Source organism: Micromonospora sp. RB23 (genome assembly GCF_053585025.1).
Map to the genome: position 1 here is coordinate 3,996,665 of NZ_CM132111.1, position 16,603 is coordinate 4,013,267.

Below are 16,603 nucleotides of genomic sequence, written 5' to 3' on the forward strand. Positions count from 1 at the left end.
GCCTCAGCCGAGGGTGATCACCGTCGTGGCGAGGTGCCGGGTCAGCCAGGAGGTGGTGGCCGTACGCGCCGCCTCGGCGTTGTCGCGGGCCAGGAAATCGTGCCCCTCACCGGCGAGCACGAGGTGCCCGTGCGGCACGTCCCGGGCGGCGAGGGCCCGCGCCACCTGCGCCGACTCCCCGGCCGGCACGTTGGTGTCGTTCGCGCCGTGGATGAGCAGCACCGGCACGTCGAGCTGGTCGATGCGGGTCATCGGCGACAGGTCGCGCAGCAACTCGGCGTCGCGCACCGGATCGCCGTACTTGCTGACGGCGGCGGCGGCGATCCACGGCTCGGTGCCGGCGTAGAAGGTGCGGAAGTCGGAGATGCCGCACTCGGCGACCCCGGCGGCGAACAGGCCGGGGAAATTCACCAGCACCGCGAGCACCAGGTAGCCGCCGTAGGAGCGGCCCAGACAGCCCAGGTGCCCCGGGATCGCGACGCCGCTGTCGATCAGGTGCTCGGCGCAGGCCGCCACGTCGGCGATGGCCCCGTACCGGCCGGCGAGGTTGTCGGCGGTGACGAAGGAGCGGCCGAAGCCGGACGAGCCGCGCACGTTCGGCGCGAACACCGCGACGCCCTGCGCCACGAGGGCCTGGAACAGCGGGTTGTAGCCGGGCCGTTCCTGCGCCTCGGGACCACCGTGCAGGCTGATCGCCGTCGGCCAGGGGCCCGGACCGGCCGGGCGGTAGAGCCAACCGGACAGCGGCAATCCGTCGTGGGCACGCAGGTCGACCAACTGCGGCGCGACACCCGCGCCACCCGTACGTTCGGCGTCGGTGTCCGGCCGCAGCGGACGCGGGGTGACGGTCGCCGGGTCGACCAGCCAGACCTCCCTGGGCTGCACCGGTCCCTGCGCGGTGACGCAGAGCAGGTCATCGTCGGCGGCGAAGACGGCGTCGTCGAGCACCTCGCCGGGGGCGGTCACGGCCCGTTGGACGCCGCTGGCGAGATCGCACAGGCTCAGCTCGCTGCGCCCGCCGTAGGTGTTCCACAGCAGCGCGGCCCGCTCCCGCCGGGCGTCGAGCGCGACGTGCTCCAGCTCCGCGTCCGGCCGCGCCGCGACCCGCGCCGGGGCCGACGTCGGTCGCGCGAGGTCGACGCGCACCAGCGCCGCCAGCTCCGAGAACGCGTCGGTACGCGCCAGCACGCTCGTCCCGTCGGGACCGAACCAGCCCTGGTCGGTGCTGCCCCGGCCGGTGTCCGGCAGCAGGCGTACCCGCTCGCCGGTGGTCACGTCGAGCAGTTCCAGCCAGCGGGCGTTGCGCGGGCCGCGACGCAGCAGGGCGGACCCGCAGTCGTCGGTGACGTCCAGGAGGGTGAGCAGGTCGTCCTCGGCGAGCACCCGCCGGTGCCCGGTGTCGGCGTCGACAAGCACGGCCGCGGCCCGCTCGGCGCTCTCGGTGACCGCCATCAGCGCGCCGCCGGGCAACCATCGGGACAGGCTCGCGCTGCGGCCGTCGAAGCCGGCGACCTGGCGGCGTCCCGTACCGTCCGGGCGCAGCACCCACAGCTCGGTGCGGGGCGCGCCACCGGGCGCGACGACGCAGGCCAGCCACTGCCCGTCCGGTGACCAGCTCACCGAGAGGACCGGCTCGTCGCCCCCGGGCACCACGACGGCCTCGACGGCGTCCACGTCGCGGACCCAGACGGCCGGGGCGCCGGCCCGGTCCGACACGTACGCCACCCGCCGGCCGTCCGGCGACGGCGCGGGGGCGAAGTCCTGGCCGGGAGGCGGGCTCACCGCCGGCCGGTGCCGCGCGGGGCGGGTCCGGCGCGGCACCTCGGTCCGTACGCTCATCTAAACCCCGATCCGCTGCAACCAGAGCTCCAGCAGCCCGAGCTGCCAGAGCGCGTTGGAGCCCAGCGTGGTCCGCTGGGTGTTCGGCGTGTCCAGCAACTCCTCCAGGTAGTCCTTGCGGAACAGGCCACGCTCGCGCGCCGGCCGCGCGGTCAGCGCGTCCCGGACGTCGTCCAGCAGCGGGCCGGAGAGGTGCCGGATGGCGGGCACCGGGAAGTAACCCTTGGGCCGGTCGATGACCTCGTCGGGCACGATGCCCCGGCTCGCGGCCTTCAGCACGCCCTTGCCGCCGTGGGCCAGTTTGAGCGCCGGCGGGCAGGCGGCGGCCAGTTCGACGACCTCGTGGTCGAGGAACGGCACGCGGGCCTCCAACCCCCACGCCATCGTCATGTTGTCGACCCGTTTGACCGGGTCGTCGACGAGCATCACCAGGCTGTCCTGGCGCAGCGCCGCGTCGAGCGCGGTGTCCGCGCCCGGCGCGCCGAAGTGGGCGGTGACGAACTCCAGGCTCGCGTCGTGGTCGAGCATCCACTCGGGCGCCAGGTGGCCGGCCAGCGCGTCGTGGCGACGATCGAAGAACACCCGGGCGTACGCCTCGACGGCGTCGCCCCGGGCGACGTTGGCCATCGGCGGGTACCAGTCGTAGCCGGCGAAGATCTCGTCCGCGCCCTGGCCCGACTGGACCACGGTGATCCGCCGCGACACCTCCTCGGAGAGCAGGTGGAACGCCACGCAGTCGTGGCTGACCATCGGCTCGCTCATCGCGGCGACGGCGTCGTGCACGGCCGGTACGAAGCGGGCGGCGTCGATGCGGATCTGCTGGTGGTCGGTGGCGAAGTGGCGGGCGATCAGGTCGGAGTAGTGGAACTCGTCGCCGGTCTCCCCCGCCGCCGCCTCGAAGCCGATGCTGAAGGTGGCCAGCCCGGTCTGGCCCTGTTCGGCGAGCAGGGCGACGATCAGGCTGGAGTCGAGGCCCCCGGAGAGCAGCACGCCGACCGGCACGTCGGCGACCATGCGACGTCGTACGGCGGTACGCAGCGCCTCCATGATCCGTTCCTGCCACTCCTCGGCGGACATGGCCGGCGCGGCGGCGCGGGTGAACTCGGGACGCCAGTACACGGTGTCGGTGCTGCGGCCGTCGGCGGTGATCACCCGCACGGTGGCGGGCGGGAGTTTGCGGACGCCGGCCAGGATGGTGCGCGGCGGCGGCACCACCGAGTGGAAGGTCATGTAGTGGTGCAGCGCCACCGGGTCCAGGTCGGTGTCCACGTCACCGGCGGCGAGCAGCGCCGGCAGCGTCGACGCGAAGCGGATGCGGCCCGGCGTCTCGGCCAGGTAGAGGGGTTTGATGCCGAGCCGGTCCCGTGCCAGCACGAGGGTGTTCGTGGCCAGCTCGACCAGAGCGAACGCGAACATCCCGAACAGCCGCTCGACGCACGCCGTCCCCCACCGGTGGTACGCCTTGAGGATCACCTCGGTGTCCGAGGTGGACCGGAACGAGTAACCGGCGGCGGTCAGCTCGTCGCGCAGCTCCCGGTAGTTGTAGATGCAGCCGTTGAACACCAGGGCGAGGCCCAGCTCCGGGTCGACCATCGGCTGGGCGCCGCTGTCGGACAGGTCGATGATGCGCAGCCGGCGGTGCACCAGCGCCGCCGGACCGTGCTGCCACCGCCCCTCACCGTCCGGGCCACGGTAGGACAGGACGGGAAGCATCCGCTCCAGGGCCGCCAGGTCCGGTGACGCCCCGTCGAGGCGGAACTCGCCTCCGATACCGCACATGGCACACCTCTCATCGGCTCGGTCCGCGCGGGCCGCTGACCGGTCCAGGCTTGGTGGACCCGGTTGCGTCCCGATGACATCCGCATCAAGCGTGGGTTACACCGAGGGTTCTCCGGCTCCGCCGAGCAGCCAGGTGTCCTTCGACCCACCTCCCCGCGACGAGTTGACGATCATGCTGCCGGCCGGCGCGACCCGGGTCAGGGCCACCGGCGCCACCTCCGCAGTCTCGCCGAGGAACACGAAGGCCCGCAGGTCAACGTGGCGAGGCGCGAGAGCCGTGCCGTCGAAGACCGGGTGGGTGGTGAGCGTGACCATCTCCTGGGCGATCCACCGGTGCGGGGCGGCGAGGATCTGCTCCCGGACGGCGTCCAGCTCCTCCGCCTCGGCGCGCGGGCCGATCACCACCCGGTCGCCGCCGTACCCGTCGACCGGCTTGAGCACCAGCTCGTCGAGCCGACCCAGCACCTCGGCGCGCTGCTCGGGCAGCCCGCACAGGTACGTTGGCACGTCGCCGAGCAGCGCCTTCTCCCCGAGGTAGTACTCGATGAGCCGGGGCACGTACGCGTACAGCGCCTTGTCGTCCCCGACGCCGTTGCCGAGCGCGTTGGCCAGCGTGAGCCGCCCGGCGTGCACGGCCGCGAGCAGCGGCCAACCCAACGGCACACCGTCCGCGCCCGGCGCGTGCAGCAGGGCCTCCTCGTCCATCCGCAGGTAGATCACGTCCACCGGGCTGCGATGCCCCTCCCGGACCACGTGCACGCGGCCGTCCTGGACCAGCAGGTCACCGCTCTCGGTCAGCGGCACACCCATCTCGTCGGCGAGCAGCCGGTGCTCGAACCAGGCCGGGTCACCCGGGCCGCTGCTGAGCACCACCACGGCGGGATCGTCGGCGGCGGCCGGCGCGGCGGCGACCAGCGCCCGGCGCAGCATCGCCGGCGTCTCGTCGGCGGACAGCAGGTCGTCGGGCACCGGCAGCTCGGGCAGCACCGCCTGGGTGAGCCGGCGGTTCTGCACGGCGTAACCGATGCCCGAGGGCACCCGCAGGTTGTCCTCCAGCACGTACCAGCCGCCGTCGGGGTCGCGCACGAGATCGGTTCCGGACACCTGGGCGCGCGTGCCGTGCCGACCCATGAGCGCGCCGGTCGGGCGCAGCCCCGGCGACGACTCCACCACCCAGGCCGGTACGACCCCGTCGGCCACCACGACCCGGTCCGCGTACACGTCGCGCAGGAACGCGTCGAGCGCGCGGGCGCGCTGCACCAGGCCGGCACGCAGCGTCCGCCAGTCGTCGGCGGGTACGACCCGGGGCACCAGGTCCACCGGGAAGAGGCGGGTGCTGGCCTCGCCGGCCACGCTGAAGGTCACGCCCCGGGCGCGCTGCTCCTCGTCCCGGTCGTGCTCGCGGTGGCGCAGGCCGACGGCCCCGAGGGCGCGCAGGGAGGCGAGCAGCGGACGGTACGCGGGCGCCGGCCCGGCCGGACCGAAGACCTCGTCGCCGGCGTCGGCGTACGTGGGCAGCGCGGGCGGGGGCGGCGCACCGGGCAGGGGCGTACGCGCCCGGCCCCGGGTCTCGTCGAGCAGCAGGTCGACCACGTCGGCCAGCCGGCCCCGCCGCTCGAACGCGCGCCGCTGCCGGGCGGCGGAGCTGCCGCGGTCGAGGGCGTACCGGGTCAGCTCGCGGATCTGCTCGACGTCGCCGGTCGCCTCCAACTGGGGGCGCAGGTCGGCCACGAGGCGGCGGACCGCCTCGGCGGCCGGCACCGGCCGGGCCGAGCGGGGCAGGTCCAGCAGGTCGCCTTCCAGCCCGGAGCGGGCGGCCCGCCACACGGCGGCGCGCAGCACCGGCGGCCGGACCGCGGTGCGTTCGACCCCGGCACGCAGGGCCGCGACCTCCCGCCGCACGAGCGCCCGGAACAGCCCGGTGAGCAGGACGATCGTCTCGACGTCGGCGTTGGCGTCGGTGATGCGCAGCTCGACGGTGGGCACGTGCGCCGACGGCCGCACGTCGAAGTAGATCATGGCGGGGTCGGTGATGGTCTCGGACGAGATCAGCTCGGCCACCAGGGCCTCGTGGTCGGCCGCGCTGGTCACCTCGCCCGGGTCGCCGGCCGTGGGCCAGCGCTGCCAGACCAGCGAGCGGACGCTGGCGTAGCCGCTGTCCTGACCCATCCAGTACGGCGAGCTGGTGGAGAGGGCGAGCAGCACCGGGAGCCACGGTTGGACACGGCGGGTGACGGCCACCGCCAGGTCCCGGTCGGAGACGCCCACGTGCACCTGCGCGCCGCAGATCAACTGCTCGCGGGCGAGCAGCTGGTACTCGTCGACCATCCGTCGGTAACGGGACGTGGGCGTGACGCTCGGGTCGCCGTCGGCGCGCAGCGGCACCGTGCCGGCCGCCACGATGCCCAGCCCGGCCCGGTCGGCGACCTGGACCGCCGACTGCCGCAGCCGGGTCAGCTCGACGCGGATCTCGTCCAGGGTGCGACACACGGGTGTGTTGGTCTCCACCACGCTGCGGTGCAGTTCGGCGGTGAACGACGTGGCCGGCAGCCGGTCGAGCAGTTCCCCGGCCCGGGGCACCAACTCCCGGGTCTGCAGGTCGACGACGTGGAACTCCTCCTCGACACCGAGGGTCGCGAGGTCCGCCGGGTCGTCGTCGTACACCGGCGGGGCCGGAGCGGGACGGGACGCGGGCACGGCCCGGCCGTTGCCGGACCGGCCCACCGGCCCGTCGAACGTCGTCGCGTTCGTGGTGTTGTCGACCATGGTCACCCCGGTTCGCGTGTCGGTGGTCTCGACTGTCCGACGAGCGTTCCCAGGCTTGGTACCGAGGGTGTTTCCGGCGCGTTAAGGTGACGCGCCGTTCTACCGGCAGAGGGTCGACTATCCGAGTGGCCGCTGATCCACTTCGGACAACGAGCCGCGAGCCCCAGGTGCGGGTCGCGAGCGCGCCCGCCGTGACACGGTCGCCGTCGTCGACGAGATCGCTCGGCGCACCGCCGGCGGCGATGAGCTGCGGACTACTCTGCGGTTTCCTGGCTCAGGTGGCTCAAGACGGACGGTCCCCACCCGGTCGGGTCGTCGCCCGACGGCACCATTGCCAGCGCCTGCCAGAGCAGAAGGATGTTCAACCAGCCCGCCTCGTCCGGGGTCAGCGGATGCTCGGACTGGTAGCTGGTAAGGAATTCCGCGCGAACCTCGGCCGACACCGGCCCCCAGTTGTGGTAGCGGGTGCCGAGCAGGACCGCCGCGCGGGCAAGCTCGACGATTCGGTGATCATGCTGGGCCTCCTCGAAGTCGAGGATCGCAGCGACCTCGCCGTGGGCCCACAGGATGTTGGCGGAGCGGAAGTCGAAATGGACGAGTTGGCGGGGAAGCCGGTCGGGCGGCGCGCTGATGACCAGCCCGCGCAGCGTGTCACGAGCGGCCATCGGCAGATGGTCCGCGCGAGAGTCCAGCCAGTCGGTGACCCGGGCCGTCAACGGCTTGAACGGAACGGCGGAGGCGAGAACCTGATCAGCGTCCGGGTATGCGGCCAGCGCGTCCTGCAACTGGGCGAGTATGACTCCGGCCGCGCGCGCCTGGTTGAGATCCGTGGTGTCGAGTAGGTCGCCCACGACCTCGCGCTGCAGGCTCATCGAGACACCGTCGACCTCGACCTGGAGGCGGCCTTCTCGTGCGGGAACCGGTGCCGAAACCGGCAGCCCTCGACGGTGGAGCCAGCCGGTGAGACGCGCCGTCTCCATCAGACGCGGAAATCGCTCGCGCACTACCGACCATTTCGCGAGCAGTCGGCCGGACGGCACGCCGGTCCACGCTATCGCGTTGCCCCCGCTCATGACTATTCGCTCGCAGGAGTCGATGCGAATGCCCCAGTGCTCCTTCAGCATCGCGGCGACCCAGCGGCCGGCCGACTCTGCATCACCGAAGCCGAACCGTTCGTCGAGCGCGTGGCGAGGGTCGTGCGGCTCCCACAGCATCTCCAACATCGGCGCCTGCGATTCGATCATGTGTCGTATCCGGTGGCAGGTCCGGCGGATGCCGCTCGCTCGGCACCGGCGAAGGAACGGTGCCGCGCGTGGGTGATCGACACGTGATCGTTGATGTCGGGGCATCCCACTGGCTCGGATACCCCGACATCGGCGATCTGGAGTTGATCAAGCGCGCGGCGGGGTCAGCGCATGTTCGCCACCACGAACGGCGCGTGGCCGTGCAGGTAGTTGTTCCATCCACCGGTCACGGGCGCGCCCGGGCTGAGCAGGTTGGTGGTGTCGGTGCCGACGTCGAGCTTCCAGGCGGTCCAGGAGATGCCGTTCGCCCTCATCCAGTCGATCCAGGACTGCGCCTCCGGCAGGCAGGCGCGGCCGTCGAGGCCACCGTCGGCGTTGCTGGCGCCCCACTCGGTGACGAACAGCGCCAGGCCGGCCCGGATCGCCGCGTCGCCCTTGGCGCGCAACGACGCGCCGTGGGTGCAGGAGTAGAAGTGCAGCGTGTACATGAGGTTGGTGCCGGAGAGCGGGCTGGCCGCGGCGGCGTCCACGTCCTGCGACCACGTCGGCGTGCCGAGCACCACGATGTTGTCCGGGTCGGCGGCGCGGATCGCGGAGACGACCGCCTGGTGGTACGGCTTGATGACGCCGGTCCAGCTGAACTGCAACGGCTCGTTCCACGTCTCCCAGATGACGTTGGGCAGGTGGCCGTAGCGGCGTGCCAGGTCACCGAAGAACGCCACCGCCTGGGACTGGTTGTTCTGCGCCTCGTGGGCGTGCCAGTCGACGATCACGTACACGCCGGCGCTGACGGCGTTGTTGATGATGGTCTCCACCTGGGCCCGCGCCCTGCCCGGATCGCTCAGGTACGCCCCGGCCGGCTCGACGCCCATCGCGGCGCGGATCACCTGGAGGTTCCAGTTGTCCCGCATCCACCGCAGCGCCGACAGGTTCTCGGCGTAGGGCGCGGTCTCCCAGTTGAGCCACATGCTGCTGACGCCGCGCAGTTGCACGCGTGCGCCGGACCTGTCGCACATCGTCGTGCCGCAGACCCGCAGCTGCCCGTACCGCTCGACCGGTGTGCCGGTGGTCGGCGGTGGGGTCGTGGGCGGCGCAGTGGTGGGTGGCGGCGTCGTGGGTGGCGGGGTGGTCGGTGGCGGCGTGGTGGGCGGCGGGGGCGTGCCGCCGGAGCAGGACACGCCGGCGCCGTTGACGGTGCAGTTCACCGGCGTGCCGGAGCCGTTGACGAGGAAGCCGAACGACGTCGACGCGCCGGCCGCGAGGGTGCCGTTCCACGACACGTTGCTGAAGGTGTAGTGGCTGCCGGCGGTCACCTGCTGGGCGTTCCACGACTGGCTGATGCTCGTCCCGGCCGGGAGGTCGAACTCGACCCGCCAGCCGCTGATCGGCGTGGAGGTGTCGTTGGTGACCGTGACCTGGCCCTGATAGCCACTGCCCCAGCTGTTGGTCACGGAGAACGCGGCTGTCGCCGCGCTGGCCGGCGTGGCGATCGTCGCCACCGCTGCGGCGAGCAGGCCGGCGACGGCCAGCGACGTGACAAGTCTCAGTGTGCGCATGCGGAACCCGCTTCGGATCGACGGTGGTGGTCTGCGGCGGGGCGGCGCCTTCGCGCACAGTATCGATCGTTGACGATGCCATGCAAGCCGGGGCGGACGGCTCAGCGCCGCCAGCCCCAGCGACGCGAACCGGTCTCGCCCCGCGACCCGCCCTTCTCCCGGGCCAGCATCTCGGCCGCCACCCGCAACTTCTGGGCCGGCTCCGCGGCGGCCGGGCCGAGCGTCTCGACGAACCGGTTGCCCATCGACAGCACGATGGCCGCCCGGTCCAGGTCACCGATCAGGACCAGGCACTGGGCGTACACCCCGTAGGTGTTGGCCAACTCCCAGAACGACAGCGGACGCGCCATGTTCAGCAGCCCCTGCCGCAGCTCACAGGCCCGCGACGCCGCCAGCGCCGCCTCCTTGGCGCCCTCGGTCGGCGACGGCCGGGTGAGGTGCCGGTGCAGCAGCGCCACCGCCTGGTTGTGGTAGGCCGTCCCCATCGCCTCCCGGGTCCGCGGCCCGGCGGACGAGGGCGACCCGGCGGAGGTCAGGCCCACCGTCACGGCACGCTCCAACAGATCCCTGCGGGTGGCGGGCTGACCGGCGGCGAACGAGACCTCGGCCAGATCCACCAGCGCGGTGATCAGTTCGGCCAGAGCCTCATCCCGGGGCGTGGCGAGCACGCTCGCGAAGTCGGCCGCCACGGCGTCGTACACCCGCTCGAAGACGACGACCGCCTCACCGCCCGGCGCCATCGCGTCGGCGGCCAAGCCCCGCGCGGACATCAGCATGCTGTGCCGCCACAGGGCCCGGGCCAACTGCTGCTGGTCCTCCCGCGCCGCCCGACCCGGCTCCCGCACGGTCTCCCGGTACGCCTCGATCACCCGGACCCACAGCTGGTCGGCCTCCGCCCACGTCCGCTGTCGCGTCGAGCGCTCCCGCGCCAGCTCGAACAACCGTCGCCGCTCGTCCGGTCCCATGCCGCCCACCACCCTTCGCGCCAGCCCCCAGCCCACACCGACAAAAGCAGTGAGCAATGTCGATTCTAAGTCGAGCGGACGATCACCACCCGCGCCCACTCCGGCGGTGCGGGCGGCACGCGGGTTCACCGGAGGCGGCGCCCGCCCGGCGGGCGGCGGGCGGCGGGCGGCGGGCGGCGGGCGGCGGGCGGCGGGCGGCGGGCATAGCGTGGGGGCATGCGAACCACCACGCTGGGCAGTGCGGGGCCCGAGGTCGGCGTCATCGGTCTCGGGTGCATGGGCATGAGCCACGGATACGACATCACCGGCCCGCGCGACGACGACACCTCGATCGCGGTGATCCGGCAGGCGCTGGACCTGGGTGCCACGCTGATCGACACGTCCGATGTGTACGGGCCGTACACCAACGAGGAGCTGGTCGGGCGGGCGCTGGCCGGCGGCCACCGGGAGCGGGCCGTGCTGGCGACGAAGGTCGGGCTGGTCGCGGCGTCCGCGACAGGCGGCCCTGGCAACTCACCGAAGCTCGGCAACGACGGCCGGCCGGAGCACATCCGCGCGGCGATCGACGACAGCCTGCGCCGCCTCGGCACCGACCACGTCGACCTCTACCAACTGCACCGCGTCGACCCCGACGTGCCCATCGAGGAGTCCTGGGGCGCGATGGCGGAGGTCGTCGCGGCGGGCAAGGCGCGACAGATCGGCCTGTCCGAGGTGACGGTGGCCCAGATCGTGCGGGCCCAGGCGGTGCATCCGGTGGCGTCGGTGCAGTCCGAGTTGTCGCTGTGGACCCGGGACCCGCTGACCGAGGTGCTGCCGTACTGCGTCGCGCAGGGCATCGCGTTCCTGCCGTTCTCGCCGCTGGGCCGGGGCTTCCTCACCGGACGGTTCGCGTCGTTCGACGACCTGCCGGCCGACGACTTCCGCCGTGGCCTGCCGCGCTTCCAGCAGGACGCGCTGCGCGCCAACCTCGCCATCGTCGGCCGGGTCCGGGAGATCGCCGACCGGGCCGGGGTCAGCCCCGCGCAGGTCGCGCTCGCGTGGGTGGTCGCCCAGGGCGACCGGGTGATCCCGATCCCCGGCACCAAGACGCCGAAATACCTGGTGGACAACTGCGCGGCCGGCGACGTGCGGCTCGGCGCGGAGGAACTCGCCGACCTCGACGCCCTGCCCGCTCCGGAGGGCGGTCGCTACTGAGCGACCGGCGGCCCGGCGTCATCCGCCGGGCCGCCGGAGCGCCACCGGCGGACCGAACCGCACCCCGACGCCGGGCGAGTAGAGCACGCTGACCGGCGGTCCCACCGGCGCCGGCAGTCCGGCGGCGGCGACCAGTTCGTCGTCCAGGCGCAGCAGTTCCGCCCGGTGCAACGGCCAGCGGGGATGCCAGTTCGGCAGGTGCAGCGTGCGACCGTACGCCCGGGTGTGCAGCCCCCAGCGGGCGGTGAGGAAGTGTTCGACGGGCGTGGGGTCGACGATCCGCTCCCCCACCCGCACCTCCATCCGGCTCGTCGTACCCGCCGGACCGGGCCAGCGTCGCCGGCACCGGTAGGTGAGTCGGTCACCGTCGCGGTCCAGCAGCATCGACGACCAGAGGTACGGCAGGCGCAACGTCGCCCGCGCGACGAGCACCGGCACCAGTCGGGACGCGTCGAGCGACCGGAACACGACGGCCCGCCGTCCGGTGTGGTCGACCGAGTAGAGCCGGACGTTCGTCTCGGCGAAGGTGCCGAAATACGGCACCCCCGGCCCGCGACCGAACCCCAACCCGACCATCCGGAAGCCAATCAGCCCGACGTAGCTGACCCCGCCGACGGTGTCCGGCCGGGGTGCCCGCGGGCAGCAGGGGCGCGACGAGCTCCGGCGCGACGGCCCAGTGCAGGAAGGTGAGGTCCTCCCAGCGCTGACGCAGGAGCGCCCAGCGGAACGCCTGCCGGGGTGCGTGGTCGACCGGTTCGATGTCCACGCCTCTCATCCTGACGCAGTCGCGCGACCGACCCGACGGTCCACCGACCGACCGGGTAACTGCGGCAGACCGGCCCGGGCCGCCGGCGCTACGCCCCGCAACGCCCGCGGTAGCGACCTGCCGGTTCGCCGTACGCTTGGTGAGCAGACATGTTCAGAACGGGCGTTTCGGGGAGGAACTGGGCATGACGGTGGGTGACGCCGATCTGGTGGCGCTCGCGCAGACGGGCGACGCGGGAGCGCTCGGCGTGCTGCTGACCAACCACGAGGCGGGCATGCGGGCGGTAGCGGTGAGCCTGCTCGGCTACGGACCGGACGCCGAGGACGCCGTGCAGGACGCGATGGTGACGGCGCTGCGGCGCGTCGGCGAGGTCCGCGACCCCGCCGCCGTCGGGCCGTGGCTGCGCGCGATCGTCCGCAACAACGCCCGGATGACGGTCCGCGCGCCGCGCTCCACGCCGGTCGCCGACCCGGAGTGGTTCTCCCACCCCGCCACCGAACCCACCCCGGAGGAGGCCCTGAACTCCGGCGCGCTGCGCGACTGGGTGTGGCACGCCATCGGGGAGCTGTCCGAGCCCGACCGCCTGGTCACCATGCTGCGCTACTTCAGCGACGCCTCCTCGTACGAGCAGATCTCGGCCGTGTGTGGCGTGCCGGTCGGCACCGTCCGCAGCCGGCTCAGCCACGCCCGGCGGGCCCTGGCCGGCGGCCTGCGGACGGCGGCGAGTGCCGCGCACGCGGACGTCCGCGCGGCCGGTGACGCGCGGTGGCGCGAGGGCGCCGACATGATCGCGACGGCGATGCGGGGCGACTTCGACCGGGTGGTGCACGACACCTGGTGGCCGGACGCCCAGATGATCGTTCCGGGTGGGCCACGCGGTGGCCGTGACCTGGCGGTTCGCGGCATGACCACCGATCTGCACGCCGGGGTACGACAGCGGCTGCGCACCGTCGTGGCCAGCGGCGACGTGCTGATCTGGGAGACCGACCTGATCAGCCCGCCGGACGACCCGGAGCACTGCCCGCCCGCGGCCCTGTGGTTGCAGGTGCTGCGCGAGGGGCGGGTACGTCAACTCACCCTGTTCCACCCCGTTCCGGCGCGACGCTGAGAAAATCTCCCCGCCGAGCGAACTTTCCCGCCGACCCGCGCATCTGGTCCGCGACAGCCACTGTTCACCGTCGCGGCACACGTCGCACGGGCCAGGAGATCGGGAGACAGTTCATGGGTTCCACCCACCACGACGTCGGCGCGCTCGCGCCGGGCGCCCACTCGTTCACCGTCGACGGGGTGCGGCAGGTCTACCACGTCGCCGGCACCGGCCCGGTGTGTGTGGCGCACTCGGGAGGCCCCGGCATCGAATGGGCCTACCTGCGGACGCCGGGCCTCGAAGAGCACTTCACGATGGTGTACGTCGAGCCGGTCGGCACCGGCGCGTCGGGACGACTCGACAGCGCCGACGACTACCGGATGGACACCTATGTCCGTTTCCTGGACGCGGTCGTCGCGCACCTCGGGGAACCCCGGGTGTACCTGCTCGGGCACTCGTACGGCGGGTTCGTCGTCCAGCGGTACGCCCTGGAGCACCCGGACCGGGTCGCCGGTCTCGTCCTGTACGACACCTCACCGTTCACCGGCGCCGAGTTCTGGGCCGACGCGATGGCCAACCTCGCCGCCTACCCGCAGCGGCACCCGGACCGGCCGGAGGCGGCGGAGATCCCGGCCGCTCTCCAACGGGCCCTCTCCGCCAGCGACGACGAGACGCTGAGCGCCGGCCTGAGCGGCGCGCTGCCGGTGTACTTCGCGGACTTCTGGGCCCGGCAGGCCGAGTTTGCCCCGTTGCAGGCCGGTCTGCGGGCCTGGGCGGCGCCGGCCGGCGCGCAGGACCCGGTTCCCTTCGACGTACGCGACCGGCTGGCGGAGATCACCGCGCCGGCCGTGGTGATCGTCGGGGCGCACGACTTCATCTGCGGCCCGCGCTACGCCACCGAGCTGCACGCCGGCCTGAAGGACTCGCGACTGGTGCTGCTGGAGCAAAGCGGTCATTTCGGGCACATCGAGCAGCCGCGCAAGTTCACCGAGGCCGTGGTGGAGCTGCTGAGCCGGTGACGCCCGCCGCCCCGAGGCCCGTTCGTCACAGCGGGCAGGCCCCGGAGGCCGCCGGTGTTGCACGGTCTTAGGCTTGGCACTTCGCTGCGCCGTGACGAAGGAGAGACCGCCGTGAGCCAGACGGATTCCGTCGACGAGTGGAACGTGGCCGAGGACGACGGGGTGCTGGACGCCTCCGACACCCTCGACGACGACCTGGTCGGCGACCCCCTCGACACCGGCATCGTCGCCGCGGACCATTGGACGGCGGCGAACCGGTTCGGCACCACCCCCGCCGAGGAGCGGGCGGGCGAGTCGTTGGACCAGTACCTCGCCCAGGAGGAACCGGACGTCGACCCGTACGCCGAGGGTGGCGACGACGAGGACGAGCTGACCCGCCGGGGGTACGAGACCGAGCCGCGCGCGGGTCGTCTCGTCGACTACGACGAGGGTGTCCGCGAGGACGACGAGGCCGACTCGGTGGCGTGGGACGCCGGAATCGACGCCGGTGGGGCCAGCGCCGAGGAGGCAGCGGTCCACGTGATCGAGGACCCGGACGGGCCCGGCGACGGTCCCCTGCGCTGACCCCGTACACACCGCCGCGCCCGACACCGCTGGTGTCGGGCGCGGCGGGCGCGTCGGTCAGTGGATGACGACTGGCGTCTTCGGCAGGTCGGTCTGCTCGTCGCCGAGCGGCTGCGCGGGCGTACGCCGGCGCGGCAGCAGGGCGGCCGGGATGAAGGTGGCCAGCACGAGCGCGAATCCCACCCAGAACGTGTGGGCGAACGACCTCGCGGCGAAGTCGAGACCGCGCTCGATGATCGAGGGGTCCACCGGCATCTGCGCGAGCAGTTCCGGTCGTTGCTGGGAGGCGATGGCCAGCCCGGCCTCGGTGACCGGCTTGCCGCTCTCGTCGACCAGGCCGGGGATCGGCCGGGAGCCGTTCAGCTCGTTGGTGAGGATCACCGACATCACGGCGGCGCCGACCGAGCCGCCGATCTGCTGGAGGATGTTGACGAGCGTCGAGCCGCGCGCGACCTCCTGCGCCTGCAAGGTCCGCAGCGCCGACGTCATGATGGGCATCATCGTGCCGCCCATGCCCAGGCCCATCACGAACAGCGACCCACCGAGCAGCCAGTACGACGTCTGCGGGTCGACCTGGGTGAAGCCGAAGAACCCGACGACGATCAGGGCCAGCGCGAACGGGACGGTACGACCGATGGGCACCCGGTCGGCGAGCGTTCCGGCGATCGGCATGGTGATCATCGCGCCGATGCCCTGCGGGGCCATCAGCAGGCCGGCGGCCAGCGTGGACTCACCGCGCACCTGTAGGAAGTAGCTCGGGAAGAGCAGGCCGGCGCCCATGAACGCGATGATGAACACGAACAGCGTCGCCGCGGCGATGGTCAGGTTGCGGTTGCGGAACAGCCGCAGGTCGAGCAGCGGGTGCCGGGGCTTGAAGGAGTACAGCACGAACGCCACCACCAGCGCGCCGCCGACCAGCATCGGGGCCCACACCTTGGTCGCGCTGAAGGTGCCCGCCTCCGGTAGCGACGAGACGCCGTAGAGGAACAGCGCGAGACCCGGGGAGAGCATCAGCATGCCGAGGAAGTCGAAGGACTCCGACGGCTCCGGGGCGTCCTTCGGAAGGGCGAACTGCGCGTAGATCAGGGCGATGACACCGATCGGCAGGTTGATCAGGAAGATCCAGTGCCAGCTCGCCGTGTCGATCAGCCAGCCACCGAGGATCGGGCCACCGATCGGGCCGAGGAGCATCGGGATGCCGAGGACGGCCATCAGCCGGCCGATCCGGTGCGGCCCGGCCGCCCGCGTCATGATCGTCATGCCGAGCGGCATGAGCATGCCGCCGCCGAGGCCCTGCAGGACGCGGAAGCCGATCAGCTGGCCGATCGAGTCGGCGGTGGCGCAGAGCCCCGACCCGATCGTGAACAGGGCGAGCGCCACCATGTAGAGACGCTTGGTGCCGAACCGGTCGGCTGCCCACCCGCTGAGCGGAATCACCGTGGCCAGGGCCAGCGTGTAGCCCGTCATCGTCCAGGCCACGCGGGCGTAGGAGGCGTCGAACTCGGTCTGGAACGTGGGCAGCGCGACGCTGACCACCGTCACGTCGAGGATCGACATGATCGCGCCAAGGACGACGACACCCGCCACCTTGAGCACCGCGGCGTCGAGCTTGTCCGATGTCGCGACGGATTGCTGTGTCACTAACTCTCCTGAGGTCGGTTGGTCCGGCGGACGGTGGGCGGTGGCGGCGAACGCCGCGCCGACCAGGCGCGGGACGCGACGTGCCGGGGCGACGACGCGCGGAGGCAGACTAACCGGGGAGTGTGACGCTCTGCCGCCGGATTTCGTGACGGCCGCGTGGCGAAAACCGATCAGCCGTCGGAT

Annotated in this window: 11 protein-coding genes and 1 pseudogene; 4 read left to right on the forward strand and 8 right to left on the reverse strand. The window is 72.7% G+C overall.

The window, feature by feature from the left end:
• Nucleotides 1-3: 3 nt before the first annotated feature.
• The 6 genes from ACTFTM_RS18515 to ACTFTM_RS18540 all read right to left on the reverse strand — a co-directional run bounded on the left by ACTFTM_RS18515 (nucleotide 4) and on the right by ACTFTM_RS18540 (nucleotide 10,149).
• Nucleotides 4-1,839, reverse strand: coding sequence for a S9 family peptidase (locus ACTFTM_RS18515; RefSeq protein WP_449561721.1), 1,836 nt, complete (start codon nucleotides 1,837-1,839; stop codon nucleotides 4-6).
• Complete coding sequence (locus ACTFTM_RS18520) at nucleotides 1,840-3,618, reverse strand: N-acetylglutaminylglutamine amidotransferase (protein WP_449561722.1); 1,779 nt, start codon at nucleotides 3,616-3,618, stop codon at nucleotides 1,840-1,842.
• Between the two features lie 96 nt (nucleotides 3,619-3,714).
• The gene (locus ACTFTM_RS18525) at nucleotides 3,715-6,384 is read right to left on the reverse strand and encodes a glutamate--cysteine ligase (protein WP_449566672.1); all 2,670 of its coding nucleotides are present in this window, start codon (nucleotides 6,382-6,384) and stop codon (nucleotides 3,715-3,717) included.
• 254 nt (nucleotides 6,385-6,638) lie between these two features.
• The gene (locus tag ACTFTM_RS18530; RefSeq protein ID WP_449561723.1) at nucleotides 6,639-7,628 is read right to left on the reverse strand and encodes a phosphotransferase; all 990 of its coding nucleotides are present in this window, start codon (nucleotides 7,626-7,628) and stop codon (nucleotides 6,639-6,641) included.
• Between the two features lie 164 nt (nucleotides 7,629-7,792).
• Nucleotides 7,793-9,184 (reverse strand): cellulase family glycosylhydrolase, encoded by a 1,392-nt coding sequence (locus tag ACTFTM_RS18535; protein ID WP_449561724.1) that lies wholly within the window; start codon nucleotides 9,182-9,184, stop codon nucleotides 7,793-7,795.
• A gap of 101 nt (nucleotides 9,185-9,285) precedes the next feature.
• Nucleotides 9,286-10,149 carry a hypothetical protein gene (locus ACTFTM_RS18540; RefSeq protein ID WP_449561725.1) on the reverse strand — a complete coding sequence of 288 codons (864 nt, stop codon included), beginning with the start codon at nucleotides 10,147-10,149 and terminating at the stop codon, nucleotides 9,286-9,288.
• Between the two features lie 216 nt (nucleotides 10,150-10,365).
• Between ACTFTM_RS18540 and ACTFTM_RS18545 the strand changes: the two genes are divergently transcribed.
• Nucleotides 10,366-11,343 (forward strand): aldo/keto reductase, encoded by a 978-nt coding sequence (locus ACTFTM_RS18545; protein WP_449561726.1) that lies wholly within the window; start codon nucleotides 10,366-10,368, stop codon nucleotides 11,341-11,343.
• An 18-nt stretch (nucleotides 11,344-11,361) separates the two neighbouring features.
• Here the strand turns inward: ACTFTM_RS18545 and ACTFTM_RS18550 are convergent.
• A pseudogene (locus tag ACTFTM_RS18550) lies at nucleotides 11,362-12,109 on the reverse strand (YqjF family protein).
• Between the two features lie 139 nt (nucleotides 12,110-12,248).
• Here ACTFTM_RS18550 and ACTFTM_RS18555 point away from each other — a divergent pair.
• The 3 genes from ACTFTM_RS18555 to ACTFTM_RS18565 all read left to right on the forward strand — a co-directional run bounded on the left by ACTFTM_RS18555 (nucleotide 12,249) and on the right by ACTFTM_RS18565 (nucleotide 14,779).
• Nucleotides 12,249-13,217, forward strand: a complete 969-nt coding sequence (locus ACTFTM_RS18555) for an RNA polymerase sigma factor (RefSeq protein ID WP_449561727.1) — start codon at nucleotides 12,249-12,251, stop codon at nucleotides 13,215-13,217.
• Between the two features lie 113 nt (nucleotides 13,218-13,330).
• Nucleotides 13,331-14,215: an alpha/beta fold hydrolase gene (locus ACTFTM_RS18560; protein WP_449561728.1), complete on the forward strand. Its 885-nt coding sequence runs from the start codon at nucleotides 13,331-13,333 to the stop codon at nucleotides 14,213-14,215.
• Between the two features lie 111 nt (nucleotides 14,216-14,326).
• The gene (locus ACTFTM_RS18565; RefSeq protein ID WP_449561729.1) at nucleotides 14,327-14,779 is read left to right on the forward strand and encodes a DUF5709 domain-containing protein; all 453 of its coding nucleotides are present in this window, start codon (nucleotides 14,327-14,329) and stop codon (nucleotides 14,777-14,779) included.
• 57 nt (nucleotides 14,780-14,836) lie between these two features.
• Here ACTFTM_RS18565 and ACTFTM_RS18570 read toward each other — a convergent pair whose 3' ends face one another.
• Nucleotides 14,837-16,420 carry a DHA2 family efflux MFS transporter permease subunit gene (locus ACTFTM_RS18570; RefSeq protein WP_449561730.1) on the reverse strand — a complete coding sequence of 528 codons (1,584 nt, stop codon included), beginning with the start codon at nucleotides 16,418-16,420 and terminating at the stop codon, nucleotides 14,837-14,839.
• Nucleotides 16,421-16,603 lie beyond the last annotated feature (183 nt).

Bases quoted from the DNA above. Each gene is read 5' to 3' on its own strand.
- ACTFTM_RS18530 (WP_449561723.1), bottom strand. From the start codon at position 7,628: ATGATCGAATCGCAGGCGCCGATGTTGGAGATGCTGTGGGAGCCGCAC.
- ACTFTM_RS18520 (WP_449561722.1), bottom strand. From the start codon at position 3,618: ATGTGCGGTATCGGAGGCGAGTTCCGCCTCGACGGGGCGTCACCGGAC.
- ACTFTM_RS18545 (WP_449561726.1), top strand. From the start codon at position 10,366: ATGCGAACCACCACGCTGGGCAGTGCGGGGCCCGAGGTCGGCGTCATC.
- ACTFTM_RS18560 (WP_449561728.1), top strand. From the start codon at position 13,331: ATGGGTTCCACCCACCACGACGTCGGCGCGCTCGCGCCGGGCGCCCAC.
- ACTFTM_RS18515 (WP_449561721.1), bottom strand. From the start codon at position 1,839: ATGAGCGTACGGACCGAGGTGCCGCGCCGGACCCGCCCCGCGCGGCAC.
- ACTFTM_RS18535 (WP_449561724.1), bottom strand. From the start codon at position 9,184: ATGCGCACACTGAGACTTGTCACGTCGCTGGCCGTCGCCGGCCTGCTC.
- ACTFTM_RS18540 (WP_449561725.1), bottom strand. From the start codon at position 10,149: ATGGGACCGGACGAGCGGCGACGGTTGTTCGAGCTGGCGCGGGAGCGC.
- ACTFTM_RS18525 (WP_449566672.1), bottom strand. From the start codon at position 6,384: ATGGTCGACAACACCACGAACGCGACGACGTTCGACGGGCCGGTGGGC.